The 25,844-nt window shown below is 58.0% G+C and carries 24 protein-coding genes and 1 pseudogene; 18 read left to right on the forward strand and 7 right to left on the reverse strand.

All coding sequences use genetic code 11. The annotated features are described in order from the left end of the window. Position 1: 1 nt before the first annotated feature. The 15 genes and pseudogenes from F384_RS18895 to nikR all read left to right on the forward strand — a co-directional run bounded on the left by F384_RS18895 (position 2) and on the right by nikR (position 13,612). Positions 2–424 carry an acyl-CoA thioesterase gene (locus F384_RS18895; RefSeq protein WP_042323066.1) on the forward strand — a complete coding sequence of 141 codons (423 nt, stop codon included), beginning with the start codon at positions 2–4 and terminating at the stop codon, positions 422–424. Next, the gene (locus F384_RS18900; RefSeq protein WP_046491657.1) at positions 421–1,026 is read left to right on the forward strand and encodes a LolA family protein; all 606 of its coding nucleotides are present in this window, start codon (positions 421–423) and stop codon (positions 1,024–1,026) included. The genes F384_RS18895 and F384_RS18900 overlap by 4 nt, the downstream gene beginning before the upstream one ends. Next, positions 995–3,295, forward strand: a pseudogene (locus tag F384_RS18905) (MMPL family transporter); the annotation flags it as partial. The gene F384_RS18900 and the pseudogene F384_RS18905, both read left to right, overlap by 32 nt. Positions 3,296–3,308: 13 nt before the next feature. After that, the gene (locus F384_RS18910) at positions 3,309–3,968 is read left to right on the forward strand and encodes a DUF3261 domain-containing protein (RefSeq protein WP_226991607.1); all 660 of its coding nucleotides are present in this window, start codon (positions 3,309–3,311) and stop codon (positions 3,966–3,968) included. Between the two features lies 1 nt (position 3,969). Then, positions 3,970–5,139, forward strand: coding sequence for a beta-ketoacyl-[acyl-carrier-protein] synthase family protein (locus tag F384_RS18915; protein WP_046491659.1), 1,170 nt, complete (start codon positions 3,970–3,972; stop codon positions 5,137–5,139). Then, complete coding sequence (locus F384_RS18920) at positions 5,136–5,612, forward strand: 3-hydroxy-fatty acyl-ACP dehydratase (protein ID WP_046491661.1); 477 nt, start codon at positions 5,136–5,138, stop codon at positions 5,610–5,612. The genes F384_RS18915 and F384_RS18920 overlap by 4 nt, the downstream gene beginning before the upstream one ends. Further along, positions 5,609–6,340 (forward strand): 3-ketoacyl-ACP reductase FabG2, encoded by a 732-nt coding sequence (locus F384_RS18925; RefSeq protein ID WP_046491663.1) that lies wholly within the window; start codon positions 5,609–5,611, stop codon positions 6,338–6,340. The genes F384_RS18920 and F384_RS18925 overlap by 4 nt, the downstream gene beginning before the upstream one ends. After that, positions 6,337–7,566 (forward strand): beta-ketoacyl-ACP synthase, encoded by a 1,230-nt coding sequence (locus tag F384_RS18930; protein WP_046491665.1) that lies wholly within the window; start codon positions 6,337–6,339, stop codon positions 7,564–7,566. Before F384_RS18925 ends, F384_RS18930 begins: the two co-directional genes overlap by 4 nt. A 1-nt stretch (position 7,567) precedes the next feature. Continuing rightward, on the forward strand, positions 7,568–8,152 hold the full coding sequence (acpT, locus tag F384_RS18935; protein WP_046491667.1) for a 4'-phosphopantetheinyl transferase AcpT: 585 nt from the start codon (positions 7,568–7,570) through the stop codon (positions 8,150–8,152). Between the two features lie 136 nt (positions 8,153–8,288). After that, positions 8,289–9,863: a nickel ABC transporter substrate-binding protein gene (gene nikA / locus F384_RS18940; RefSeq protein ID WP_046491669.1), complete on the forward strand. Its 1,575-nt coding sequence runs from the start codon at positions 8,289–8,291 to the stop codon at positions 9,861–9,863. Beyond that, positions 9,863–10,807: a nickel ABC transporter permease subunit NikB gene (nikB, locus tag F384_RS18945; protein WP_046491672.1), complete on the forward strand. Its 945-nt coding sequence runs from the start codon at positions 9,863–9,865 to the stop codon at positions 10,805–10,807. Before nikA ends, nikB begins: the two co-directional genes overlap by 1 nt. Continuing rightward, complete coding sequence (gene nikC / locus F384_RS18950) at positions 10,804–11,637, forward strand: nickel ABC transporter permease subunit NikC (protein ID WP_046491674.1); 834 nt, start codon at positions 10,804–10,806, stop codon at positions 11,635–11,637. Before nikB ends, nikC begins: the two co-directional genes overlap by 4 nt. After that, the gene (gene nikD / locus F384_RS18955) at positions 11,637–12,401 is read left to right on the forward strand and encodes a nickel import ATP-binding protein NikD (protein ID WP_046491676.1); all 765 of its coding nucleotides are present in this window, start codon (positions 11,637–11,639) and stop codon (positions 12,399–12,401) included. Before nikC ends, nikD begins: the two co-directional genes overlap by 1 nt. Beyond that, on the forward strand, positions 12,398–13,198 hold the full coding sequence (gene nikE, locus F384_RS18960; RefSeq protein WP_046491678.1) for a nickel import ATP-binding protein NikE: 801 nt from the start codon (positions 12,398–12,400) through the stop codon (positions 13,196–13,198). The genes nikD and nikE overlap by 4 nt, the downstream gene beginning before the upstream one ends. A 12-nt stretch (positions 13,199–13,210) precedes the next feature. Continuing rightward, on the forward strand, positions 13,211–13,612 hold the full coding sequence (gene nikR, locus F384_RS18965) for a nickel-responsive transcriptional regulator NikR (protein WP_042323093.1): 402 nt from the start codon (positions 13,211–13,213) through the stop codon (positions 13,610–13,612). 421 nt (positions 13,613–14,033) lie between these two features. Here the strand turns inward: nikR and F384_RS18970 are convergent, their stop codons facing one another. The 5 genes from F384_RS18970 to F384_RS18985 all read right to left on the reverse strand — a co-directional run bounded on the left by F384_RS18970 (position 14,034) and on the right by F384_RS18985 (position 20,475). Continuing rightward, positions 14,034–15,158 (reverse strand): ABC transporter permease, encoded by a 1,125-nt coding sequence (locus F384_RS18970; RefSeq protein WP_046491680.1) that lies wholly within the window; start codon positions 15,156–15,158, stop codon positions 14,034–14,036. After that, a complete protein-coding gene (gene rbbA / locus F384_RS18975) occupies positions 15,158–17,896 on the reverse strand; it encodes a ribosome-associated ATPase/putative transporter RbbA (RefSeq protein ID WP_046491682.1) in 2,739 nt (912 codons plus the stop codon). Before rbbA ends, F384_RS18970 begins: the two co-directional genes overlap by 1 nt. After that, positions 17,893–18,960: an HlyD family secretion protein gene (locus tag F384_RS18980; protein ID WP_046491684.1), complete on the reverse strand. Its 1,068-nt coding sequence runs from the start codon at positions 18,958–18,960 to the stop codon at positions 17,893–17,895. The genes rbbA and F384_RS18980 overlap by 4 nt, the downstream gene beginning before the upstream one ends. Positions 18,961–19,024: 64 nt before the next feature. Beyond that, positions 19,025–19,162, reverse strand: coding sequence for a hypothetical protein (locus F384_RS30000; RefSeq protein WP_155404021.1), 138 nt, complete (start codon positions 19,160–19,162; stop codon positions 19,025–19,027). Positions 19,163–19,281: 119 nt separating this feature from the next. Then, positions 19,282–20,475 (reverse strand): NAD(P)/FAD-dependent oxidoreductase, encoded by a 1,194-nt coding sequence (locus F384_RS18985; protein WP_046491687.1) that lies wholly within the window; start codon positions 20,473–20,475, stop codon positions 19,282–19,284. 230 nt (positions 20,476–20,705) lie between these two features. On the opposite strand from F384_RS18985, the gene pitA reads away from it, so the two are divergent. After that, complete coding sequence (pitA, locus tag F384_RS18990) at positions 20,706–22,205, forward strand: inorganic phosphate transporter PitA (RefSeq protein WP_046491690.1); 1,500 nt, start codon at positions 20,706–20,708, stop codon at positions 22,203–22,205. Positions 22,206–22,266: 61 nt separating this feature from the next. Here the strand turns inward: pitA and uspB are convergent, their stop codons facing one another. Further along, the gene (gene uspB / locus F384_RS18995) at positions 22,267–22,602 is read right to left on the reverse strand and encodes a universal stress protein UspB (RefSeq protein ID WP_042323109.1); all 336 of its coding nucleotides are present in this window, start codon (positions 22,600–22,602) and stop codon (positions 22,267–22,269) included. Between the two features lie 398 nt (positions 22,603–23,000). Between uspB and uspA the strand changes: the two genes are divergently transcribed. After that, the gene (uspA, locus tag F384_RS19000; protein WP_000323571.1) at positions 23,001–23,435 is read left to right on the forward strand and encodes a universal stress protein UspA; all 435 of its coding nucleotides are present in this window, start codon (positions 23,001–23,003) and stop codon (positions 23,433–23,435) included. A gap of 264 nt (positions 23,436–23,699) precedes the next feature. After that, positions 23,700–25,172 (forward strand): dipeptide/tripeptide permease DtpB, encoded by a 1,473-nt coding sequence (gene dtpB / locus F384_RS19005; RefSeq protein WP_046491862.1) that lies wholly within the window; start codon positions 23,700–23,702, stop codon positions 25,170–25,172. Between the two features lie 68 nt (positions 25,173–25,240). Here dtpB and F384_RS19010 read toward each other — a convergent pair whose 3' ends face one another. Next, on the reverse strand, positions 25,241–25,744 hold the full coding sequence (locus tag F384_RS19010; protein ID WP_046491864.1) for an RrF2 family transcriptional regulator: 504 nt from the start codon (positions 25,742–25,744) through the stop codon (positions 25,241–25,243). Positions 25,745–25,844: the final 100 nt, after the last annotated feature.

Here is a 25,844-nt window from a genome sequence, read left to right on the forward strand (position 1 = left end):
GGTGCTGAACGATCCCCGCTTTACGGCTGAAGTCGAGCTGACCATTCCGTTTCACGACGTCGATATGATGGGCGTGGCATGGCACGGCAACTATTTCCGTTACTTCGAAATAGCCCGCGAAGCGCTGCTTAACCAGTTCGACTACGGCTATCGCCAGATGAAAGCCTCCGGCTACCTGTGGCCGGTGGTGGATACCCGCGTCAAATACCGCAATCCGCTGACCTTTGAACAGCGCATTCGCGTGCGCGCGCGTCTGGAAGAGTTCGAAAACCGCCTGCGCATTGGCTATGAAATTTTCGACGCCGAAAGCGGGAAACGCGCAACCACGGGCTACACCATTCAGGTGGCGGTGGACGAGAAAAGCCGCGAAATGTGCTTCGTCTGCCCGGACATTCTGTTTGAACGCATGGGGGTGACGCCATGAGGTTTCTGCCGCTGCTGGCGCTGTTCATTAGCCCGTTCGTTAGCGCCCTGACGCTCGACGAGTTGCAACAGCGCTTTACCGAACAGCCGGTGATCCGCGCCCATTTCGATCAAACCCGGACGATTAAGGATCTGCCGCAGCCGTTGCGATCCGCCGGAACGATGTTGATCGCCCGCGACCAGGGACTTTTGTGGGATCAGACCCGTCCGTTCCCGATGCAACTGTTGCTGGACGACACGCGAATGGTACAGGCCATCAACGGTCAACCACCGCAAACCATCACCGCCGATAACAACCCGCAGATGTTTCAGTTTAATCACCTGCTGCGCGGGCTGTTTCAGGCCGACCGCAAAGTGCTGGAGCAAAACTTCCGCGTGGAGTTTGCTGATAGCGGAGAAGGCCGCTGGACCCTGCGCCTGACGCCAATCACCACGCCACTGGATAAGATCTTCGCCACTATCGATTTAGCCGGAAAAACCTATCTGGAACGCATTGAGCTGAACGACAAACAGGGCGACCGCACCGATATCGTGCTTTCCCAACACCAACTGACGCCTGCGCAACTGACTGATGACGAACGCCAACGCTTTGCCGCCCAGTAAACGCCCCGCGCTGTTATGGGGAATCGCCTGCATTATCATGCTGGGCGTGTTGCTGATGCTGCTGCCTCAGGCGCGGCTCAACAGCAGCGTGCTGGCGATGCTGCCAAAACAGGCGCTGGGGGCGATTCCGCCGAGCCTGAACGATGGCTTTATGCAGCGTCTTGACCGTCAACTGGTCTGGCTGGTCAGTCCCGGTAAAAAGGCCGATCCGACGATCGCCCGTGACTGGCTGGCGATGCTGCAACAGTCGCAGGCGCTGGCAGAGGTGAAAGGCCCGATGGACGCCGACAGCCAACAGGCGTGGGGTGCGTTCTTCTGGCAGCACCGCAACGGTTTGATCGACCCGCAAACCCGTGCTCGTTTGCAAAACGGCGGCGAGGCGCAAGCGCAATGGATCCTGTCTCAGCTTTATTCCGCATTTTCCGGCGTTAGCGGTAAAGAACTGCAAAACGACCCGCTAATGCTGATGCGCGGCTCGCAGCTGGCGATGGCCGAAAACGGTCAGCGTCTGCGGCTGATGGACGGCTGGTTAGTCACGCAGGACAGTCAGGGAAACTACTGGTATCTGCTGCATGGCGAACTGGCCGGTTCGTCGTTCGATATGCAACAAACACATCATCTGGTGACCACGCTCGGCACGCTTGAAGGGGAACTGAAAGCGCGCTATCCGCAGGCGCAGTTGCTGTCGCGTGGCACGGTATTCTACAGCGATTACGCCAGCCAGCAGGCAAAGCAGGATGTCTCCACGCTCGGCGTAGCGACGGTGCTGGGCGTGCTGCTACTGATTGTCGCGGTGTTCCGTTCGCTGCGTCCGCTGCTGCTGTGTCTGCTGTCGATTGCCGTGGGCGCGCTGGCGGGAACCGTTGTCACGCTGCTTGCCTTCGGTGAACTGCATCTGATGACGCTGGTGATGAGCATGAGCATCATTGGTATCTCCGCCGACTACACGCTGTACTACCTGACCGAACGGATGGTACACGGCGCGGAAACGTCGCCCTGGGAAAGCCTGGCGAAAGTGCGTAACGCCCTGTTGCTGGCGCTGCTGACCACCGTCGCGGCGTACCTGATTATGATGCTCGCCCCCTTCCCCGGCATTCGCCAGATGGCGGTATTTGCAGCCGTGGGGCTGAGCGCCTCCTGCCTGACCGTGATTTTCTGGCACCCGTGGCTGTGCCGTGGGCTACCGGTGCGCCCGGTTCCGGCGATGGTGTTGATGCTGCGCTGGCTTGCCGCCTGGCGACGCAATAAAAAACTCGCCGTGGGTCTGCCGGTGGCACTCGCGCTTTTCTCGCTGGCCGGGCTGGCGACCCTGCGGGTGGACGACGATATCTCGCAGTTGCAGGCGCTGCCGCAGCACATTCTGGCACAGGAAAAAGCCATTACCGCGCTGACCGGACAGAGCGTCGATCAGAAGTGGTTTGTGGTGTACGGCGACTCCGCGCAGCAGACGCTGGAACGACTGGAGGCCTTTGTCCCGGCGCTGGCGCAGGCGAAAAAAGAGGGGCTGCTCAGCGGCTATCGCACGATCCCGCTAAATTCACTGCCCCGTCAACAGCAGGATCTCATCTTGCTGAAAAACGCCGCACCCGCCGTCATCCGCGCCCTGAACAACGCCGGGCTGACGACAGTCAATCCCGATCTCACCCCGATGCCCGTCACCGTCGATGCCTGGCTTGCCAGCCCGGCCAGTGAAGGCTGGCGACTGCTGTGGCTGAGCCTGGCCGACGGCGAAAGCGGCGTACTGGTGCCGGTGGACGGCGTCAAACAGAGCGCCGCGCTCAACGCGCTCAGTGAGAAGTTTAGCGGCGTCGCGTGGGTGGATCGCAAAAGCACCTTTGACGCACTGTTTGCGCTGTATCGCAACGTGCTGACCGGCTTACTGTTTGTCGCGCTGGCGGTGATTGCCTGTGGCGCGATCGCCCGTCTGGGCTGGCGCAGAGGCGTCGTCAGCCTCGTACCGTCGGTACTGTCTTTGGGCTGTGGCCTGGCGGTGCTGGCATTGAGCGGTCATGCGGTCAATCTGTTCTCGCTGCTGGCGCTGGTGCTGGTACTGGGGATCGGCATTAACTACACGCTGTTTTTCAGCAATCCGCGCGGAACGCCGCTGACCTCCCTGTTAGCCATCACGCTGGCAATGATGACCACCCTGCTGACGCTCGGCATGCTGGTCTTTAGCGCCACCCAGGCGATCAGCAGTTTTGGCATTGTGCTGGTTAGCGGCATTTTCACCGCGTTCCTGCTTTCCCCTCTGGCGATGCCGACGAAAAAAGAGAAAAACGAAAATGATGAAACGTATTTTTGCCGGATGGCGGCTGCGCCTTATCCGGCCTACCAGGTCAACACGTTGGCGTAGGCCCGATAAGCGTAGCGCCATCGGGCAATTAGCACTGTGCCTCTTCGCGCTGATCCTCACCGGGTGCAGCCACTCGCAGAACGACCAAACAGGTCGTCCCCAGGCATGGCTGGAGCCGGGCACGCGAGTGACGCTGCCTGCGCCGGGCATTTCTCCGGCAGTGAACGCTCAGCAATTGCTCACCGGCAGTTTTAACGGCAAAACGCAGTCGCTGCTGGTAATGCTGAATGCCGATGACAAAAAGATCGCGCTGGCGGGGCTGTCGTCGGTCGGCATTCGTCTGTTCCTCGTGACCTACGATGACAAAGGGCTGCACACTGAGCAGTCCATTGTGGTTCCACAACTGCCGCCCGCCAGTCAGGTGCTGGCAGACGTCATGCTCAGCCACTGGCCAATTAGCGTCTGGCAGCCGCAGTTGCCGAAAGGCTGGACGCTGACGGACAACGGCGACACGCGTGAACTGCGCAATGCCCGTGGCAAGCTGGTGACAGAAATCACCTACCTGAACCGCAAAGGCAAGCGCGAGCCCATTAGCATCGAACAGCATGTCTTTAAATACCACATCACCATTCAATATCTGGGTGACTGATATGATTTACATTTCTGCGGTGGGCATGATTAACGCGCTGGGCAACGACACCGATGAGATCGCCGCCAACCTGACGCGCGGCGTGGCGCCCGGTATGCGCCCGCGCGCCGGCTGGTTACAGGGGCATCCTCACGCGGTGCTCGCAGGCGTAGACGGCGAACTGCCCGCCATTCCCGACGACTTTAGCGCCCACCGTTCGCGCAACAATCAGCTGCTGCTGGCCGCGCTCGGGCAGATCCAGCCGCAGGTTGATGAGGCCATTGCGCGCTATGGTCGCAGTCGGGTTGCAGTGGTGCTCGGCACCAGCACATCCGGTCTGGACGAGGGCGACCGGCACGTTAACCTGACGCTGAACGGTGAAGAGAGCCGTCACTGGCAGTATCCGCAACAGGAGCTGGGCGACCCGTCGCGCTTTCTCAGCCACTGGCTGACGCTGGACGGGCCGGCGTTCACCCTTTCCACCGCCTGCTCCTCCAGCGCCCGCGCGATGATCAGCGGACGCCGCTTGATTGAGTCGGGTCTGGCGGACGTCGCCATCGTCGGCGGCGCAGATACCCTGAGCCGGATGCCGATCAACGGCTTCCACAGTCTGGAGTCGCTCTCGCCGACGCGCTGTCTGCCATTTGGCCGTGACCGCCGTGGTATTACCATTGGTGAAGGCGCGGCGCTGATGCTACTGACCCGCGAGCCGCAGCCCATCGCGCTGCTGGGCGTGGGAGAATCCAGCGACGCGCACCATATTTCGGCCCCGCATCCGGAAGGCGTGGGGGCCATTCGCGCTATCCAACAAGCGCTGGACGATGCCGGTATCGCACCTGAACAGGTGGGCTACATCAATCTGCATGGCACCGCCACGCCGCTTAACGACCAGATTGAATCCAGGGTGGTTAACGCGCTGTTTGGCGAGCGCGTCCCGTGCAGTTCAACCAAACACCTGACCGGCCACACGCTGGGCGCGGCGGGGGTAACCGAAGCGGCGCTCAGTATGCTGATTCTGCAGCGTGACTTACTGCTGCCGACGCAGGACTTCAGCCTGTCGCCGCGCGATCCGACGCTGCCGCCCTGCGGCATCATCGAGCAACCGCAACCGCTTGAACGCCCGTTTATCTTGTCAAATTCATTCGCCTTTGGCGGCAATAACGCCAGTATTCTGCTCGGGAGAATGTCATGAGCCACTATTTATCACCCGGCGAATACCTGCCGCACGACGCGCCCATGCTGCTGCTGGACGAGGTTATCAGCGTGCGCGAAGACACCGCCGTCTGTCGTGTCACCGTGACAAGCGGTGGCATTCTTGGGCCATTTCTTGACTCGCAGGGCCATTTACCCGGCTGGTTCGCACTGGAGCTGATGGCGCAGACCGTCGGCGTCTGGTCCGGCTGGCACCGCCACCAGCAGGGTCAGGATGCGATTTCACTCGGGATGGTGCTCGGCGCGCGCGAACTGATCTGCGCCGCAGGCGTTCTGCCCGCAGGACGAACCTTATCGATTACCGTCACGTTGCTGATGCAGGACGAGCGTTTCGGCAGCTTCGAATGTGCCATTACCGCCGACCAGGAGACGCTGGCGACAGGCCGCGTCAATACCTTCCAGCCGTCGGCAGAAGAACTTCATTCTCTATTTCAACAAGGAGCGTCCGCATGAGTCGTTCAGTTTTGGTTACCGGCGCCAGCAAGGGGATCGGTCGCGCTATCGCCCGCCAGTTGGCGGCGGACGGCTTTGTGGTCGGCGTCCACTATCACCGTGATGCGCAGGGCGCGCAGGAGACGCTGGATGCCATTCTCGCCGTCGGCGGCGCAGGGCGTCTGCTCAGTTTCGACGTGGCGAACCGCGAGCAGTGTCGCGAGGTGCTGGAGCAGGATATCGAGGAACATGGCGCGTGGTACGGCGTGGTCAGCAATGCAGGCGTTACCCGCGATGCCGCCTTCCCGGCGCTGAGCGACAGCGACTGGGACACGGTTATCCACACTAACCTCGACAGTTTTTATAACGTCATTCAGCCGTGCATCATGCCGATGATTGGCGCGCGCCAGGGCGGTCGGGTCATCACCCTGTCGTCGGTGTCCGGCGTGATGGGCAATCGTGGGCAGGTGAACTACAGCGCCGCCAAAGCCGGGATTATCGGCGCCACCAAAGCGCTGGCCATTGAACTTGCGAAACGCAAAATTACCGTCAACTGCATCGCGCCGGGGCTTATCGACACCGGCATGATCGACATGGAAGAGACCGCGCTGAAAGAAGCGATGGCGATGATCCCGATGAAACGCATGGGTCAGGCGGACGAAGTCGCCGGGCTTGCCAGCTATTTGATGTCGGATGTGGCGAGCTACGTCACCCGTCAGGTGATTTCCATCAATGGAGGGATGTTATGACACGTCGCGTAGTGATTACGGGCATGGGTGGCATCACCGCCTTTGGGGAAAACTGGCAGGACGTTTCCGCCAGACTGCGGACCTATGAAAACGCCGTACGCAAAATGCCGGAGTGGCAGGTTTATGACGGGCTGCATACCCTGCTGGGTGCGCCGATCGATGACTTTACGTTGCCGGAGCATTACACCCGTAAGCGCATCCGCGCGATGGGTCGCGTGTCGTTGATGTCCACCCGCGCCACGGAACTGGCGCTCGAACAGGCAGGGCTGCTCGGCGATGAGGTGCTCACCAACGGGGAGACCGGTATCGCGTATGGTTCATCCACCGGCAGCACCGGCCCGGTGAGCGAATTTGCCACCATGCTGACCGAAAAGCATACCAATAACATCACTGGCACCACCTATGTGCAGATGATGCCGCACACCACCGCCGTCAACACCGGACTGTTTTTCGGCCTGCGCGGGCGCGTGATCCCCACGTCCAGCGCCTGTACGTCCGGCAGCCAGGCGATTGGCTACGCGTGGGAAGCGATTCGCCACGGTTATCAAACCGTGATGGTGGCCGGCGGCGCGGAAGAACTGTGTCCCTCAGAAGCCGCGGTCTTTGATACCCTGTTCGCCACCAGCCAGCGCAACGATCAACCGAAAACCACACCGTCGCCGTTCGATGAACAGCGTGATGGGCTGGTGATTGGCGAAGGCGCCGGGACGCTGATCCTTGAAGAACTCGAGCACGCCAAAGCGCGCGGCGCGACGATTTACGGCGAAATCATCGGCTTTGCCACCAACTGCGACGCCGCGCATATCACCCAGCCACAGCGGGAAACCATGCAGATTTGCATGGAACAGTCGCTGAAAATGGCAGGGTTAAACGCGCTGGATATCGGCTATATTTCCGCGCACGGTACGGCGACCGATCGAGGAGATATTGCGGAAAGTCAGGCGACTGCCGCAATTTATGGCGATAATGTGCCAATCTCCTCGCTGAAAAGTTATTTTGGGCATACCCTTGGTGCCTGCGGCGCGCTGGAAGCCTGGATGAGTTTACAAATGATGCGTGAAGGCTGGTTTGCGCCTACGCTAAACTTGAAACAGCCCGACGCCAACTGTGGCGCGCTGGATTACATTATGGGTGAAGCCCGTAAGATTGATTGTGAGTTCCTGCAGAGCAACAATTTTGCGTTTGGCGGCATCAATACGTCCATCATCATCAAACGTTGGTCCTGACATGTATCGGATCGTACTGGGAAAAGTCTCGACACTCAGCGCAGGTGCCTTGCCGTCTGCGTTATCCGATCTGGCGCCGAAGGGTCCGCGACGCGCGCGCTGGCTGGCGGGTCGCGTTCTGCTTTCCCATGCCCTCTCACCGCTGCCAGAGATCGTTTACGGTGAACAGGGGAAACCCGCGTTTTCACCGGAGACGTCGCTATGGTTCAATCTGAGCCACAGCGGTGACGACATCGCCCTGCTGCTGAGCGACGAAGGCGAAGTGGGGTGCGATCTCGAAGTGATCCGCCCGCGCGCCAACTGGCGCTCGCTGGCAAACGCGGTCTTCAGCCTCGGGGAACATGCCGAAGTGGAAGCGGAACATCCGGATCGGCAACTCGCCGCGTTCTGGCGTATCTGGACGCAAAAAGAGGCGATTGTGAAACAGCGCGGCGGCAGCGCGTGGCAAATCGTCAGCGTCGACAGCACTTTCACCTCCGGACTTTCGCTGAGCCATTATCAGTTCGACAACCTGAGCCTGGCTGTCTGTACCCCTACGCCCTTTACGTTGACCGCAGACGCGGTGCAATGGCTGGAAACGGTCTGACATCACAACCATACGATTTTCGTATAATTCACACGGTTGACCGCCCTTCTCTTGATCCAGAACACGTCAAAAGTATGATGATTCCTTAGAATCGTCATACTCATTACGTCGTCTCTCTCAATCATTCGGGATCACCATTTTGTCCAGACTACGCCGCACACTCTTTGCGCTGCTGGCCTGTGCGTCATTCCTTACGCACGCCGCTGCCACTGACGAAATCACGACCGCATGGCCGGTCAACGTTGGGCCGCTTAACCCCCATCTGTATACCCCTAACCAGATGTTCGCCCAGAGCATGGTCTATGAGCCACTGGTGAAATATCAGGCGGACGGTTCGGTCATTCCGTGGCTGGCGAAAAGCTGGACCCACTCAGCCGATGGCAAGGTCTGGACCTTTACCCTGCGTGATAATGTGACCTTCTCGAATGGCGAAGCGTTTGACGCCCATGCCGCAGCGGAAAACTTCCGCGTGGTGCTCGACAACCGTCAGCGCCACGCCTGGCTGGAACTGGTCAATCAGATTGTCGACGTCACCGCGCTCGACAAAAACCAGCTACAAATCACCCTGAAAAGCGCCTATTACCCGTTCCTGCAAGAGCTGGCGCTGCCGCGCCCGTTCCGCTTTATTGCGCCGTCGCAGTTTAAAGACAACGAAACGATGCGCGGCATTAACGCGCCGATTGGCACCGGGCCGTGGGTGCTGAAAGAATCAAAGCTCAATCAGTACGATGTGCTGGTACGCAACGATCGCTACTGGGGCGAAAAGCCGCAGATTCAAAAGATTACCGTCAAAGTGATCCCGGACCCGACCACCCGCGCCGTGGCGTTTGAAACCGGCGACATCGATCTGCTGTACGGCAACGAAGGGCTGTTGCCGCTCGATACCTTCGCCCGCTTTAGTCAGAACCCGAACTACCGCACCCAGCTTTCTCAGCCGATTGAAACGGTGATGCTGGCGCTCAACTCAGCCAACGCGCCGACCAATGAGCTGGCGGTGCGTGAAGCGCTGAACTATGCAGTGAACAAGAAATCGTTGATCGACAATGCGCTGTACGGCACGCAGCAGGTCGCCGATACGCTGTTCGCCCCAACGGTTCCTTATGCCAACGTGGGCCTGAAACCGCGTCAGTACGACCCGCAACAGGCGAAAGATCTGCTGGAAAACGCCGGCTGGATACTGCCCGCAGGCAAAGCGATTCGTGAGAAAAACGGCCAGCCGCTGCGCATTGAGCTGTCATTTATTGGCACCGATGCGCTGAGTAAGTCGATGGCGGAAATTATCCAGGCGGATATGCGCCAGATTGGCGTCGATGTCGCGCTTATAGGCGAAGAAGAGAGCAGCATTTACGCCCGCCAGCGCGACGGTCGCTTCGGTATGATCTTCAACCGCACCTGGGGCGCGCCGTATGACCCGCACGCCTTTATGAGTTCGATGCGCGTGCCGTCCCATGCGGATTACCAGGCGCAGCAGGGATTAGCCGACAAACCACTGATTGATAAAGAGATTAGCGAAGTACTGGAAACCACCGACGACACGCAGCGTCAGGCGCTGTACAAAGACATCCTGACCCGTCTGCACAACGACGCGGTCTATCTGCCCATCAGCTATGTCTCGATGATGGTGGTCGCCAGACCTGAACTGGGCACGATTCCGTACGCGCCTATCGCGTCTGAAATTCCGTTTGAACAGATTAAACCGGTGAAACCCTGATGTTGCGTTATGTCCTGCGGCGCATCCTGCTGCTGATTCCGATGATTTTTGCCGCCTCGGTGATCATCTTCCTGATGTTACGCCTGGGCACCGGCGACCCGGCGCTCGACTATCTGCGCCTGTCGAATCTGCCGCCCACACCGGAAATGGTGGCCTCAACCCGTGTAATGCTGGGGCTTGATCAGCCGCTGGTCGTGCAGTACGGCACCTGGCTGTGGAAAGCGCTGCATCTGGACTTTGGCATCTCGTTCGCCACCCAGCGACCGGTGCTGGATGACATGCTGAACTTCCTGCCCGCGACGCTGGAACTGGCGGGCGCGGCGCTGGTGCTGATCCTGCTGACCTCCGTACCGCTCGGCATCTGGGCCGCGCGTCACCGTGATCGTCTGCCGGACTTCGTCGTGCGGCTGATAGCCTTTCTCGGCGTGTCGATGCCTAACTTCTGGCTCGCCTTCCTGCTGGTGATGTTCTTTTCGGTTTACCTGCAATGGCTACCCGCGATGGGCTACGGCGGCTGGCAGCACCTCATTTTACCGGCGGTGTCGATAGCCTTCATGTCTCTGGCGATTAACGCGCGACTGTTGCGCGCCAGCATGCTGGAAGTCTCCGGGCAGCGCCACGTCACCTGGGCGCGCCTGCGCGGGCTGAACGATAAACAAACCGAGCGCCGCCACATTCTGCGTAACGCTTCGCTGCCGGTGGTGACCGCGGTCGGAATGCACATCGGCGAACTGATTGGCGGGACGATGATTATCGAGAATATCTTTGCCTGGCCGGGTGTGGGTCGCTATGCCGTCTCGGCCATCTTTAACCGCGACTACCCGGTGATTCAGTGCTTTACCCTGATGATGGTGGTGGTTTTCGTGGTCTGTAACCTGATTGTTGATCTGCTGAACGCCGCGCTGGACCCGCGTATTCGTCGTCATGAAGGAGCGCACTCGTGAACTTTTTCTTCTCTTCACGCTGGTCGGTTCGTCTGGCCATGGTCGTCATCGCCCTGCTGGCGGTGATTGCGCTAACCAGCCAGTGGTGGCTGCCGTACGATCCGCAGGCGATCGATTTACCGTCGCGTCTGCTGGCACCGGACAGCCAGCACTGGCTGGGAACCGATCATCTGGGACGCGATATTTTCTCTCGCCTGCTGGCTGCGACCCGCGTGTCGCTTGGTTCGGTGATGGCCTGTCTGCTGCTGGTGCTGGCGCTGGGGCTTATCGTTGGCGGCAGCGCCGGACTGTTGGGCGGACGTGTCGATCAGGCCACCATGCGCGTCGCCGACATGTTTATGACCTTCCCGACCTCCATCCTGTCGTTCTTTATGGTCGGCGTGTTAGGCACCGGACTCACCAACGTGATTATCGCCATCGCCCTGTCACACTGGGCGTGGTATGCGCGGATGGTGCGCAGCCTGGTCATCTCCCTGCGCCAGCGCGAATTTGTGCTCGCCTCACGACTTTCCGGCGCAGGTCACATCAGGGTGTTTATTGATCATCTGGCCGGGGCGGTGATCCCCTCGCTGCTGGTGCTGGCCACCCTGGATATTGGTCATATGATGCTACACGTTGCCGGGATGTCATTTCTCGGTCTTGGCGTAACGGCCCCCACGGCGGAATGGGGCGTGATGATTAACGACGCCCGTCAGTATATCTGGACCCAGCCGCTGCAAATGTTCTGGCCGGGGCTGGCGCTGTTTATCACCGTGATGGCCTTCAACATGGTGGGTGACGCCCTGCGCGATCACCTGGATCCTCATCTGGTCACGGAGCACGCCCACTGATGCCACAGCAAATTGAACTGCAAAACATCGCATTACAGGCCGATCGCCCGCTGGTGCACGGCGTGTCGTTAGCGCTCAAACGCGGACGCGTGCTGGCGCTGGTGGGCGGCAGCGGCAGCGGCAAGTCGTTAACCTGCGCGGCGGCGCTCGGGATTTTACCCGCAGGCGTTCGCCAGACAAGCGGAACGCTTCTTGCTGACGGTAAACCGGTGTCGCCTTGCTCACTGCGTGGGGTCAAAATCGCCACCATTATGCAAAACCCGCGCAGCGCGTTTAATCCGCTGCATACGATGGCGACCCATGCGCGGGAAACCTGCCAGGCGTTGGGTAAACCGGCTGACGACGCCACGCTTATCCGCGCACTGGAAGCCGTTGGTCTGGAGCACGCCGATCGCGTACTGAAACTTTATCCGTTCGAGATGAGCGGCGGCATGCTGCAACGCATGATGATCGCGATGGCGGTCCTGTCCGATGCACCGTTTATTGTCGCCGATGAGCCAACTACCGATCTGGATGTGGTGGCGCAGGCGCGCATCCTCGATCTGCTGGAAAGCATTATGCACAGCCGGGCACCGGGCATGCTGTTGGTGACGCATGACATGGGCGTGGTCGCGAGACTGGCCGACGACGTGGCGGTGATGGATAACGGAAACATCGTCGAACAGGGCGATGTGGAAACATTGTTCAGGGCCCCTGGACACGCCATTACCCGCGGCCTGGTGTCGGCGCATCTCGCCCTGTACGGTATGGAGTTAGCCTCATGACTTTACTCAGCGTCACTGACCTCTCTCATCACTACGCCCACACCAGCCTGGGGGGAAAACATCAGCATCAGCAGGTGCTCAAAGCGGTCTCCTTAAACCTGAAAAGCGGCGAAACCGTTGCCCTGTTGGGGCGCAGCGGCTGTGGGAAAAGTACGCTGGCACGCCTGCTGGTCGGGCTGGAATCACCCAGCCAGGGGAGCGTGAACTGGCGCGGTGAACCGCTGGCAAAACTGAACCGGTCCAGACAAAAAGCGTTTCGCCGCGATATCCAGATGGTCTTTCAGGATTCCATCAGCGCGGTGAATCCGCGTAAAACCGTCTGTGAAATCCTGCGTGAGCCGATGCGTCATTTACTCTCGCTGTCCAAAACTGAACAGCTGGCGCGGGTTCGTGAGATGCTCCACGCGGTGGATCTGGATGAAAACCTGCTGGATAAACGTCCTCCCCAGCTCAGCGGCGGTCAGCTCCAGCGCGTCTGTCTGGCTCGCGCGCTGGTGGTGGAACCGAAGCTGTTGATCCTCGATGAAGCGGTGTCGAATCTTGATCTGGTGTTGCAGGCGGGCGTCATTCGTCTGCTCAAAAAACTGCAGCAGCAGTTTGGCACCGCCTGTCTGTTTATCACCCACGATCTGCGGCTGGTGGAGCGTTTTTGCCATCGCGTGATGGTGATGGAGGACGGGCAGATCGTTGAGACCAGGACCGTAGGAGAGGCATTAACCTTTTCCTCCGAGGCCGGTCGTGTGCTACAAAAGGCGGTACTCCCCGCATTCCCCGTGCGCCGTCGCGCCATTTCGTAAGGTTGATATCTGATGCAACGAGTCACCATCACGCTTGATGACGATTTACTGGAAACGCTGGACAGCCTGAGCCAGCGTCGTGGTTACAACAACCGCTCCGAAGCGATTCGTGACATTCTGCGCGGCGCGCTGGCGCAGGAAACCACCCAGGAGCACGGCACTCAGGGCTTTGCGGTGCTCTCCTATGTGTATGAACATGAGAAGCGTGACTTAGCCAGCCGCATTGTGTCGACCCAGCACCATCACCATGATTTGTCGGTTGCCACACTGCATGTCCATATCAATCATGACGACTGTCTGGAGATTGCCGTCCTGAAAGGCGATATGGGCGATGTTCAGCATTTTGCCGATGATGTCATCGCCCAGCGCGGCGTGCGCCACGGCCATTTGCAGTGTTTGCCGAAGGAAGAGTAAACGTCAACGATGCTGCCGGGGGCGTTTCGCTTGCCCGGCCTGGATTTGTGCTCCCGTAGGCCGGATAAGGCGCAGCCATCATCCGGCTTACCACTGCCGGGGGCGCTTCGCTTGCCCGGCCTGCATTTTGCGCTCCCGTAGGCCGGATAAGGCGCAGCCGTCATCCGGCTTACCACTGCCGGGGGCGCTTCGCTTATCAGGCCTGGATTTTGCGCTCCCGTAGGCCGGATAAGGCGCAGCCGTCATCCGGCAAACCATGCCTGATGGCGCTACGCTTATCAGGCCTACATTTTGCACTCCCGTAGGCCGGATAAGGCGCAGCCGCCATCCGGCAAACCATGCCTGATGGTGCTACGCTTATCAGGCATGGATTTTGCGCTCCCGTAGGCCGGATAAGGCGTAGCCGTCATCCGGCATCTGATTACGCCATCGTGCCAATTGTCTTTCGAAAACGCAGCAGCGCTATCAGGAAGAATGCCCCGCCGATGGCGAGTAACGTCAGAAACTGCGGCCAGACGATGCTGAACCCGGCGCCGCGATAGAGTATCGCCTGAGCGAGACTGACGAAGTGCGTGGTTGGCATAGTCAGCATGATGTCCTGCACCGCCTGCGGCATGCTTTCGCGCGGCGTGGAGCCGCCGGAAAGCATTTGCAGCGGCAGCAGCACCAGAATCATCAGCAGACCCAGTTGTGGCATAGAGCGCGCCAGCGTGCCCATAAAAATGCCGATCGAGGTGGTGGCGAACAGGCTCAGCGCCACACCCAGCATGAACAGCGGGATGGACCCTTCAATCGGCACGCCGAGCGCCCCTTTTACCATCAGCATTAGCGACAGTCCCGAGACCACCAGTACGACCAGTCCCATCGACCAGACCTTCGCCATCATGATCTCAAACGGCGTTATCGGCATCACCAGCAGGTGTTCCACCGTGCCGTGCTCACGTTCGCGGATCAGCGCCGAACCGGTCAGCACAATCGCCAGCATGGTGATGTTATTGATGATCGCCATCACCCCGCCGAACCACGCCGGATCGAGGTTCGGGTTGAAGCGCATTCGGGTCTCCAGCGAAACCAGCGGCTCGCTGTTATCGCGATAACGTGCGACAAAACTGTTTACTTCGCCGCTGATGATATTCTGGATGTAGCTGTTGCCAGTGAACGCCTGACTCATGCGCGTGGCGTCAACGTTCACCTGAATATCCGGCTGTCTCCCGGCCAGCACGTCCCGCTGAAAGTTGGGCGGAATGTTCACCGCAAAGGTATAGCGACCTGCATCCAGCCCGGCGTCCATCTCGTCGGCCGTGATCATCTCTGGCGGTAAAAACCACGGGCGGTAAAAGCTGTTGACGATACGATTCGAGAGCTGCGACTGGTCCATATCGGCAATGGCAATTGGCGCGAGATGCAGCGACCCCGGCAGCACGGTAGCGGAGGAGTACACCGAGACGGTAAAAGCAAACACGATCAGCGTCAGCATCGCCTTATCACCCAGCAGGCTACGCAACTCCTTGATGCCTAAATTATAAATATTGCGTAATCGGCGCATCACCCCTCCTGTTTTTTCAGCAACAGCACGCTCAGCCCCATCACCACCGGAATGGCTATCAGCAACGGCACAAACAGCGGCCAGAGATCGGTGAGATCTAATGCTTTCGAGAACGTCCCCCGGGCGATCGTCAGGAAATGGCTAGTGGGGTAGATCTCACCGATCCACCGCCCCGGCCCTTCCAGTGATGCCACCGGATCGATCATCCCGGAGAACTGCGTCGCCGGGATCAGAGTGATGATGGACGTGCCAAAAATCGCCGCAATCTGACTCTTCATAAACGTGGAGATCAGCAACCCCATCCCGGTAGCGATGATGACATACAGCAGCGCCGCCAGACTGAGCGTGAGGAAACTGCCTTTGTGCGGCACGCCAAAAACAAACACCGACAGGGCGCACAGCAGCAGGAAGTTGAGCATCCCCAGCGCGATATACGGCAACTGCTTACCGAGCAAAAACTCGCTGCGGGTGGTGGGCGTCACGTACAGGTTTATGATCGACCCCAGCTCTTTTTCCCGCACCACGCTCAACGCGCTCAGCATCGACGGAATCATCATCAGCAGCAGCGGGATCACCGCCGGAACAATCGCTGGCAGGCTCTTCACATCCGGGTTATAGCGATAGCGGGTTTCAATGGTCATGAGTCCGCCCTGCGCCACTGGCATCGGCTGGCGGCTCGCCACGTCCTGTAGCCAACTCTGGTGCATCGCCTGCACGTAGCCCTTCACCGTCTCAGCGCGGCTGGGCATGGCGCCATCCACCCAGACGCCAATCTCCACCGGCGTCCCGCGCGCAATGTCGCGGCCAAAGTTGGGGGGGATTTCGATGGCTACCGCCACTTCGCCGGAACGCATCCGCCGGTCGAGATCGTCATAGCTGGTCAGCGGCGGCTGTTCAATAAAGTAACGTGAGCCCGCCAGATTCAATGACCATGCCTGGCTGCTGACGGTTTGATCGCGATCGAGTACGGCAAAGCGCAGATTTTCGACGTCCATGCTGATGCCGTAGCCCATGATCAGCATCAGAATAACCGTTCCCAGTAGCGCCAGCGTCGAACGCACCGGGTCACGACGCAGCTCCAGCGCTTCGCGACGGCTGTAGCTGAACAGTCGCCGCAGGCTGAATCCCTGACGCGGCGGCGTCACCTCTTTGTGTTTTGTTTCCACCGGCACCGGGGCTTCTGGCGCGGGCCCCGCCGCCTCCTGTAGCCAGGAGATAAACGCCTCTTCCAGGTTGGCGGCCCCGCGCCGTTCCACCAGTTCCTGCGGCGTACCGCTGGCGAGCACTTTACCGGCGTGCATCAGCGACATGCGGTCGCAACGCTCGGCTTCGTTCATAAAGTGGGTGGAGATAAAAATGGTGACTTTATCCCGACGCGACAGATCAACCATCAGTTGCCAGAACATATCCCTGGCCACCGGATCGACGCCGGAAGTCGGCTCGTCGAGGATCAGCATTTCCGGGCGATGGATCACCGCCACCGCCAGTGACAGTCGCTGGCGAATGCCGAGCGGGAGCGACTCGGGCAACGTATCTTCAACCTCCGCCAGCATAAAACGTTCGCTCATCTCCTGAACGCGCTGGGGGATCTCCGCTTCCGGGATGTGAAACAGTCGCGCGTGGAGCTCCAGGTTCTGTCGAACCGTCAATTCGCTGTACAGTGAAAACGCCTGCGACATGTAGCCCACCCGGCGGCGGGTATCGATATCTTTCGGGTCGACCGGTTGACCAAACAGCCAGGCCTCGCCTTCACTGGCAGGCAACAGTCCGGTCAGCATCTTCATGGTGGTCGATTTACCGCAGCCGTTAGAACCGAGGAAGCCAAAGATCTCCCCACGCGGTATGCGAAAGTTGACGTGATCGACGGCGACGAAATTGCCAAAACGCATGGTCAGGTCTTTCGCCTCAATGGCGATCGCTTCCTGTTCCGCGTGATACGGCGGAATCACCACCGGCTGATACGCCTGGCGCTGCGTTTCCGGCAACAGGCCGATAAACGCCTGCTCCAGCGTCTCACTGGCGGTTTTATCGCGGAGTTCCTGGGCGCTGCCGGTCGCCAGTATCTCGCCTGCGTTCATCGCCACCAGCCAGTCGAAGCGCTCGGCCTCTTCCATATACGCCGTCGCCACCAGCACGCTCATGTTGGTCTGCCGTTGACGGATGCTGTCGATCAGATCCCAGAACTGGGCACGAGACAGGGGATCGACGCCGGTGGTCGGTTCATCCAGAATCAATAATTCCGGGTCATGGATCAGCGCACAGCACAGCCCCAGCTTCTGTTTCATGCCGCCCGAGAGTTTCCCCGCCGGACGATCGCGAAACGGAGCCAGGCCCGTGCTGTTCAGCAACTCCGTAATCCGCGCTTCGCGCTCGGCTTTGTCATGCCCAAACAGACGGGCAAAGAAATCGACGTTTTCATATACCGACAGCGTGTGGTAAAGGTTTTTCCCCAGCCCCTGCGGCATCCAGGCAATGCGCGGACAGACGTCACGGCGGTGCTTCGGGTCGCGCATATCGCCGCCCAAAACCATGACGTTGCCTTGCTCAATCACCCGCGCGCCGGAGATAAGCGACAGCAGGCTTGATTTCCCCACGCCGTCGGGGCCAATCAAGCCCACCATGCAGCGCGCGGGGATATCCAGCGTGATGTTATTCAGCGCCACCGTGGTCCCGTAATGCTGACTCACGCCGTCAAGGTGCGCCACGGGAGGAACGGGAACCCGCGCCAGAGGGGTCATTGCGGCAACCTCACCGCCAGCGAATCAGGCCAGGGAAGCTGTTCGTTCAGCCGTACCCACGCCATGCCCGGCAATCCGGTTTTGACGTATTCCAGATGCTGCTGGAGTAACTCCGGTGGGATGCGCGCCTTGACGCGAAACATCAGCTTCAGACGCTCATCGCTGGTTTCGACGGTTTTCGGCGTGAACTGCGCGACGCTGGCGACGAAACTGATGGTGGCAGGAATGCGCAGATCCGGCGCGGCATCAAGCACCAGACGCGCTTCACCGCCAATCTTCAGCAGGCCCGCCTGTTCGGTGGGCAGGAAGAACGTCATGTAGACATCGCTGAGATCGACCATATTCAGCACCCGACCGCCCGCGGCCAGCACTTCACCGGGTTCCGCCACACGATACTGAACCCGGCCATCACGCGGGGCTTTAAGCTCGCTGTCTTCGATGTCCGCGACAATCCGTCGCTCGGTCGCCTGTGCCGCGTCGACGCGGGTTTGAGCCTGAATAATGCTGGTGCGCGCGGCTTCAATTGCCGCTTTCGTCGCACTGACCTGCGCCTTTGCCGATTCCAGCGCCGCGCGCGCGCTTTCGGCGGCGGCGCGATCGTCATCCAGTTGTTGCGCCGATACCGCGCCACGCTGGGAGAGCGAGCGGGAACGGACGTGACGTTTGGAAACGGAATCCAGCTCGGCCTCGCGCTGTTTCACCACCGACTGGGCGGCGCGGGTTTCGCTCTGGCGCTGTTCGAGCAGCGCCCGCGCAGCCGCCACGGCGCTTTCAGCTTCTTTGATTTGCGCGATGGCTTCCAGCCGTTGCTCCTGCAACACGCGGGTATCCATCTTCGCCAGCACCTCGCCTTGGCGAACAAACTGCCCCTCTTTCACCAGAATGGTATCAATACGTCCGGCGATTTTGGTCGCGATATCGACTTCCGTCGCCTCGATTCTGCCGTTGCTGGCCGCAAAACCGTCCGGTACACCTGCGGGTCGTAATACCCACCACACGCCGGCAGCGACCACCACCAGTACACCCAAAACCCACCACGTCAGATGACGCTTAATGTTGTCCATAATCGACCCGCCATAATCCCTGTTATCAAACAATGCGTGTCACAAAACCCCACTGAACGGGCGTTCAGCGGTATCTTCCCTCCGGGATAAGAAGGAAAAAGTGAAAGTGGCCGGGCGGCGTACAGGCGTCATAACGACGCTCGCCGTGAAGGAAAGTGAATGACAGAGAGGTGCGAAGATCGGGTAGTAATGTTGTCATCATCAGCGTTCCTGGCCGTAAATGAAACACGCATACTCATAGCTAGTATCAATGAAATACTAGCATCATTATGGATGATGTCTATTCGCTTATGGTTTGTAATGATATACGAGGTGAATAATTCACGCCCCAGCCAAATCCTGCGCACATGCCCAGGCGCTGGACCATGCCCACTGGAAGTTGTAGCCGCCCAGCCAGCCGGTGACATCCATCACTTCGCCGATAAAGTAGAGACCCGGTACCTTGCGCGCTTCCATGGTACGTGACGACAGTTCGTGGGTGTCTACCCCGCCGAGCGTCACTTCCGCCGTGCGATACCCTTCAGTGCCATTCGGCTGTACCCGCCAGTCGGTCAACGTGTCAATCAGCGTCTGCTGGTCACGAACGTTGAGTTGTTTGAGCGAGACGTCAGGGATCTGACCAAGCTGTTGCAGGCACTCCACCAGACGCTTCGGCAGCAGCATCGCCAGCGTGTTCTTCAGGCTTTGATTCGGATGAGCGCGACGTTGTTCGTCAAAGACGTCATTCAGACTGACATCCGGCAATAAATTAATGCTGACAAATTCACCGGGCTGCCAGAAGCTGGAAATCTGTAAAACCGCCGGGCCTGAAAGGCCGCGATGGGTAAACAGCAGATTTTCGCGAAAGACCGTGCCGTCCTGCGCGGTGATAACCGACGGGACGGAAACGCCAGAGAGCACCTGAAGCTGCTCCAGCAACGGTTTATGTAGGGTAAACGGCACCAGCCCGGCGCGGGTGGGCAGAACGTTCAGGCCAAACTGCTCGGCAATTTTATAGCCAAACGGCGTCGCGCCCAGACCCGGCATCGACAGCCCGCCGGAAGCAATCACCAGCTTTTTCGCGCCGACGGTGGCCCCGTTCAGCTCCAGCATAAAACCGTCTTCATCCTGCGCAACGCTCAGGACTTCACTGCGTAAGCGCAGGGTTACATTACCTTTTTCGCATTCCGCCGCCAGCATATCGACGATTTGCTGTGCGGAATCATCGCAAAAAAGCTGCCCGAGCGTTTTTTCATGCCAGGCAATACCGTGCTTACCGACGAGATCGATAAAATCCCACTGGGTATAACGCGCCAGCGCAGACTTGCAAAAATGGGGGTTCTGACTCAAATAAGCTGCCGGCTCAACATAAAGGTTCGTAAAGTTGCAGCGGCCCCCACCGGACATGAGGATCTTGCGGCCAGGCTTCTTACCATTATCAATGAGCAGCACCCGACTGCCGGCCTGTCCTGCCTGTGCTGCACAGAACATACCTGCCGCGCCAGCGCCTATAATAATGGCATCAAACCTTTCCACTTTACGTTCCTCTCTGAATTCAGGGCGTGAATTGTAAAGTTATCTCAGTGGTCGCACCAGCGAGAAAATCCTTAGGAATAAGTATTTGTATGAAATATATAAGATAATTCTTTATAGGCACTATTGTATTCAGACGTTAAATCAAAAAAAGTCTATATTTCACTTTGCCCGCGCCGCTAAAGTCACTGATAATGCGCCGCGTTCATGTCCTCAAGATGGCGTAACGTCCTATGCTACATTTGTTTGCTGGCCTGGATTTACATACCGGGCTTTTATTATTGCTTGCTCTGGCTTTTGTGCTGTTCTACGAAGCAATTAACGGCTTCCATGATACAGCCAACGCAGTTGCGACCGTGATCTACACCCGTGCGATGCGCTCGCAGCTTGCGGTGGTCATGGCTGCGGTGTTCAACTTCTTTGGTGTGCTGCTGGGCGGTCTCAGCGTAGCCTATGCCATCGTGCATATGTTACCTACCGATCTCCTGCTCAACATGGGATCTGCGCATGGACTTGCGATGGTGTTCTCCATGCTGCTCGCCGCCATCATCTGGAACCTGGGTACCTGGTACTTTGGTTTACCTGCATCCAGCTCTCACACGCTGATTGGCGCGATTATCGGCATCGGTTTAACCAATGCGCTGATGACCGGCACGTCAGTGGTGGACGCACTCAACATCCCGAAAGTGATGGGCATTTTTGCCTCGCTGATTGTCTCGCCCATTGTTGGCCTGGTGGTCGCAGGCGGCCTGATTTTCATTCTGCGTCGCTACTGGAGCGGAACCAAAAAACGCGCCCGTATTCACCTCACTCCTGCTGAACGTGAAAAGAAAGACGGCAAGAAAAAGCCGCCGTTCTGGACCCGTATCGCCCTGATTCTCTCTGCTATCGGCGTGGCCTTCTCACACGGTGCGAACGACGGTCAGAAAGGCATTGGTTTGGTTATGCTGGTCCTGATTGGTGTGGCGCCAGCGGGCTTCGTGGTGAACATGAATGCCTCGGGTTATGAAATTACCCGTACCCGTGATGCTATCAACAACGTCGAAATCTACTTCCAGCAGCATCCCGATCTGCTGAAAAAAGTGACGGGCGTCGATCAGTTGATTCCGTCTCCGGAACCGGCCGCCACGCAGCCGACGGAATTCCACTGTCATCCGGCAAACACCATTAACGCGCTGGATCGCGCGAAGGCGATGTTGTCGAACAACGTGGAAAGCTATGACAAGTTGAGCGTTGAGCAGCGCGGCCAACTGCGTCGCATCATGCTGTGCATCTCCGACACGACCGATAAAGTGACGAAGCTGCCGGGTGTGAGCGCTGACGACCAGCGTCTGCTGAAGAAACTGAAAACCGATATGCTGAGCACCATTGAGTATGCGCCTATCTGGATAATCATGGCGGTCGCGCTGGCGCTGGGTATTGGTACCATGATCGGCTGGCGCCGTGTGGCAACCACCATCGGTGAGAAGATTGGTAAGAAAGGCATGACCTATGCTCAGGGGATGTCTGCACAGATGACCGCCGCCGTCTCTATTGGTCTCGCCAGCTACACCGGGATGCCGGTATCCACCACCCACGTTCTCTCCTCCTCCGTAGCGGGGACGATGGTTGTCGACGGTGGGGGTCTGCAACGTAAAACGGTGACCAGCATTCTGATGGCGTGGGTGTTCACATTACCCGCCGCGATCCTGCTGTCCGGTGCGCTGTACTGGATCTCGCTGAAGCTTATCTAAGCGAAAAGAGAAAAAAATTACCGTAGCAAGCGGGTCAGGAAACTGGCCCGCTTTTTTATGCTCAGTGCCAAATCATCAAGGCAATAAGACTGACCACCACGAGCCCACACAGCGCACTGGTCAGAATGAACTGACGACGTACCCGCTCACAGCGGCGGATGAATTCATCATCATGGTGATCGCGGTAACGCTGGGCGTAGATATACCACACCAGGCGAACCTGCTTATTGGGTTGGCCGTGCGAAGTGAAAAAGCCGCCCCCATCGACATATTGGTAGAGCAAAGGATCGCAACCACGAAGTACCACGAGCAGCGCGCGTAAAGACGAGAAATAGCGCGCCATATTCACAATGCAAACAACACATAATGCCCAGAATAATGCAACGGTGCTTATCATACGACCTCCCCGGCGACCCGCCCACGGAGCTCCGCCCCGGGACTACCGCTCCCCGAAACCTGCCAGACAGTCAATGAAAAAGTACGACTAAAAACCGCTCATTTTGAGCTTATCATCTGAGCGGCTCTCTAAATAGTGTAGGAGATCAGTTAATTTTTTTGCCAGAAGGTTAATCACTATCAATGCAATTATCTAAATTTTTTGTTTAACTATTTGGTAAGCAAGGCGGATTGACGGATTATCCAGGTCGCTATAATGTAAGGACAGTCTCTACAATCCATCGCGGCTGAGCTAGCCCCGCGTAGACATACCGCACAGTTCGCAGGACGCGAGTGATGAAAAGGTAGAAAAATCGCTAGCTGGCTGGTCATCGACAACTTTATGGAAGGAGTAATACTATGGCTTACAAACACATTCTCATCGCGGTTGATCTTTCTCCGGAAAGCAAAGTTCTGGTAGAAAAAGCGGTCTCTATGGCACGTCCGTACAACGCAAAGGTTTCCCTGATCCACGTTGATGTAAACTACTCTGACCTTTATACCGGCCTGATTGACGTCAATCTGGGCGATATGCAAAAACGCATTTCTGAAGAAACTCACCACGCGCTGACCGAACTGTCCACTAACGCAGGCTATCCGATTACCGAAACCCTGAGCGGCAGTGGCGATCTGGGTCAGGTGCTGGTAGACGCTATCAAAAAATACGACATGGACCTGGTCGTTTGCGGTCACCACCAGGACTTCTGGAGCAAACTGATGTCCTCCGCACGTCAGTTGATCAACACCGTTCACGTCGACATGCTGATTGTTCCACTGCGCGACGAAGAAGAGTAAAACGCATCTAACCGGATTACCCGGTCATGCCAGAGCGCCCGCCTTTGCGGGCGTTTTTGTTTCTGTTATCCCCGAACAAGATCAGTACAACCTCCCCCCCCATCAATCATAATTAGTGTGATCGACTGATTAGAATGAAATCAATCTGTATAATACTCTACACCACCGGCTAATAGCCGCAGTCTATAACAGAGTCAGACTTTTTCGGCGCGTTTTGTATTACGCGTTCATACTTTTCGGGATGGCATTGAAAGGCGAAGCAATATGAATACATCTGCACCTACGGGTTTGCTACAGCAACCCCGCCCGTTCTTCATGATCTTTTTTGTCGAGTTATGGGAACGATTTGGCTATTACGGCGTTCAGGGTATCCTGGCGGTTTTCTTTGTTAAGCAACTCGGATTCTCGCAGGAGCAGGCGTTTATCACCTTCGGCGCCTTTGCCGCATTGGTGTACGGCCTGATCTCCATTGGGGGTTACGTTGGCGACCACCTGCTCGGCACCAAACGTACGCTGGTGCTGGGTGCGATTGTGCTGGCACTCGGCTACTTTATGACGGGAATGTCGTTGCTCAAACCGGACCTCATTTTCATCGCTCTTGGGACGATTGCCGTCGGCAATGGTCTGTTTAAGGCCAATCCGGCAAGCCTGCTCTCCAAATGCTATCCGCCCAAGGATCCGCGTCTGGATGGCGCCTTCACCCTGTTCTACATGTCGATTAACATCGGTTCGCTGCTGTCGCTGTCGCTGGCGCCGGTGATCGCGGATAAGTTTGGCTACGCCGTCACCTACAACTTATGCGGAGCGGGGCTGATTGTTGCGCTGCTGGTCTATTTCGCCTGCCGCGGCATGGTGAAAGATATCGGTTCCGAGCCAGACCATCTGCCGATGAGCTTCCGCAATCTGCTGTACGTCCTGATTGGCACCGTAGCGATGGTCTTCCTCTGCGCCTGGCTGATGCACAACGTGAAAATCGCCAACCTGGTGCTGATTGTTCTGTCGCTTGTGGTGACGATTATCTTCTTCCGCCAGGCCTTTAAACTGGATAAAACCGGGCGCAACAAGATGTTTGTAGCGTTTATCCTGATGATTGAAGCGGTGCTGTTTTACATTCTGTATGCGCAGATGCCCACGTCGCTGAATTTCTTTGCCATCAACAACGTTCACCATGAGATCCTCGGTTTCACCCTTAACCCGGTGAGCTTCCAGGCGCTTAACCCGTTCTGGGTGGTGGTTGCCAGTCCGGTACTGGCGGCTATCTACACGCGTCTGGGCAGCAAAGGTAAAGACCTGACGATGCCGATGAAGTTTACCCTCGGGATGTTCCTGTGCTCGCTGGGCTTTCTGACCGCCGCCGCGGCAGGGATGTGGTTTGCCGATGCGCAGGGTCTGACGTCGCCGTGGTTTATCGTGCTGGTTTATCTGTTCCAGAGCCTGGGCGAGTTGCTGATTAGCGCGCTGGGACTGGCAATGGTGGCGGCGCTGGTGCCGCAGCATCTGATGGGCTTTATCCTCGGGATGTGGTTCCTGACGCAGGCCGCCGCGTTTCTGTTGGGGGGCTATGTCGCCACCTTTACCGCCGTACCGGAGAACATGACCGACCCGCTACAGACATTGCCAATCTATACCGGCGTGTTCAGCAAAATCGGTCTGGTGACGCTGGCCGTCACGGTCGTGATGGCGTTGATGGTGCCATGGCTGAACCGAATGATTAATACGCCGGACGGTGCCAAATAACGGACGGATTATGCCGGATGACGGCTCACGCCTTATCCGGCCTACAGCCAGCCCGATAAGCGAAGCTGTCATCCTTTACGCGCAACAATCCATTCCTGCACTTCAACCACAAAGGTCTCCGGCGCTTTGCGATACATTTTGCGCGCCAGATCCAGAATTGTATGCTGCCCTAATGCCTCTTCCATGCGCTGCTGCGCCATGTCCATCACCGAGCGTACGCCGCAAATCCCTTCACAGGCCCACGCGGGCGGTTGTTCCTCAAAGACCGCAAGTCGCTGGCGAATCTCCCGACATTCAAAGATGCGCTTGTCACCGTCGATAGCGTTAACCACATCCAGCACCGTGATGTGCTCGGCAGGTCTGGCGAGCTGAAAGCCGCCGCCTTTACCCTCAATGCTACGCACCAGTCCTGCTTTCGACAGACGAGTAAAAATTTTGGCCAGATAGTCGTAGGGCACGCTTTGCAGATCGGCAATTTCGCGCACGCTCATATCGCGGGCGTCCCCTTTGCTATCCACCATACACATCAGGCTATGAATGCCGTACTCAACCCCGGAACTGTAGAATGCCATGCTCTTATCTCAGCAAAAATAATTCTGAGTTATTGTAGCTTTTTCATCATCAGTATTCCAGATGAGAAGAAGATAACCATTGATGTAAAATATTTAATTC

Source organism: Citrobacter amalonaticus Y19, assembly GCF_000981805.1.
Taxonomy (GTDB): Bacteria; Pseudomonadota; Gammaproteobacteria; order Enterobacterales; family Enterobacteriaceae; genus Citrobacter_A; species Citrobacter_A amalonaticus_C.

Bases quoted from the DNA above. Each gene is read 5' to 3' on its own strand.
- F384_RS18900 (WP_046491657.1), top strand. From the start codon at position 421: ATGAGGTTTCTGCCGCTGCTGGCGCTGTTCATTAGCCCGTTCGTTAGC.
- F384_RS18910 (WP_226991607.1), top strand. From the start codon at position 3,309: ATGATGAAACGTATTTTTGCCGGATGGCGGCTGCGCCTTATCCGGCCT.
- F384_RS18915 (WP_046491659.1), top strand. From the start codon at position 3,970: ATGATTTACATTTCTGCGGTGGGCATGATTAACGCGCTGGGCAACGAC.
- F384_RS18920 (WP_046491661.1), top strand. From the start codon at position 5,136: ATGAGCCACTATTTATCACCCGGCGAATACCTGCCGCACGACGCGCCC.
- F384_RS18925 (WP_046491663.1), top strand. From the start codon at position 5,609: ATGAGTCGTTCAGTTTTGGTTACCGGCGCCAGCAAGGGGATCGGTCGC.
- F384_RS18930 (WP_046491665.1), top strand. From the start codon at position 6,337: ATGACACGTCGCGTAGTGATTACGGGCATGGGTGGCATCACCGCCTTT.
- acpT (WP_046491667.1), top strand. From the start codon at position 7,568: ATGTATCGGATCGTACTGGGAAAAGTCTCGACACTCAGCGCAGGTGCC.
- nikB (WP_046491672.1), top strand. From the start codon at position 9,863: ATGTTGCGTTATGTCCTGCGGCGCATCCTGCTGCTGATTCCGATGATT.
- nikD (WP_046491676.1), top strand. From the start codon at position 11,637: ATGCCACAGCAAATTGAACTGCAAAACATCGCATTACAGGCCGATCGC.
- nikE (WP_046491678.1), top strand. From the start codon at position 12,398: ATGACTTTACTCAGCGTCACTGACCTCTCTCATCACTACGCCCACACC.
- nikR (WP_042323093.1), top strand. From the start codon at position 13,211: ATGCAACGAGTCACCATCACGCTTGATGACGATTTACTGGAAACGCTG.
- F384_RS18970 (WP_046491680.1), bottom strand. From the start codon at position 15,158: ATGCGCCGATTACGCAATATTTATAATTTAGGCATCAAGGAGTTGCGT.
- rbbA (WP_046491682.1), bottom strand. From the start codon at position 17,896: ATGACCCCTCTGGCGCGGGTTCCCGTTCCTCCCGTGGCGCACCTTGAC.
- F384_RS18980 (WP_046491684.1), bottom strand. From the start codon at position 18,960: ATGGACAACATTAAGCGTCATCTGACGTGGTGGGTTTTGGGTGTACTG.
- F384_RS30000 (WP_155404021.1), bottom strand. From the start codon at position 19,162: ATGATGACAACATTACTACCCGATCTTCGCACCTCTCTGTCATTCACT.
- pitA (WP_046491690.1), top strand. From the start codon at position 20,706: ATGCTACATTTGTTTGCTGGCCTGGATTTACATACCGGGCTTTTATTA.
- uspB (WP_042323109.1), bottom strand. From the start codon at position 22,602: ATGATAAGCACCGTTGCATTATTCTGGGCATTATGTGTTGTTTGCATT.
- uspA (WP_000323571.1), top strand. From the start codon at position 23,001: ATGGCTTACAAACACATTCTCATCGCGGTTGATCTTTCTCCGGAAAGC.
- dtpB (WP_046491862.1), top strand. From the start codon at position 23,700: ATGAATACATCTGCACCTACGGGTTTGCTACAGCAACCCCGCCCGTTC.
- F384_RS19010 (WP_046491864.1), bottom strand. From the start codon at position 25,744: ATGGCATTCTACAGTTCCGGGGTTGAGTACGGCATTCATAGCCTGATG.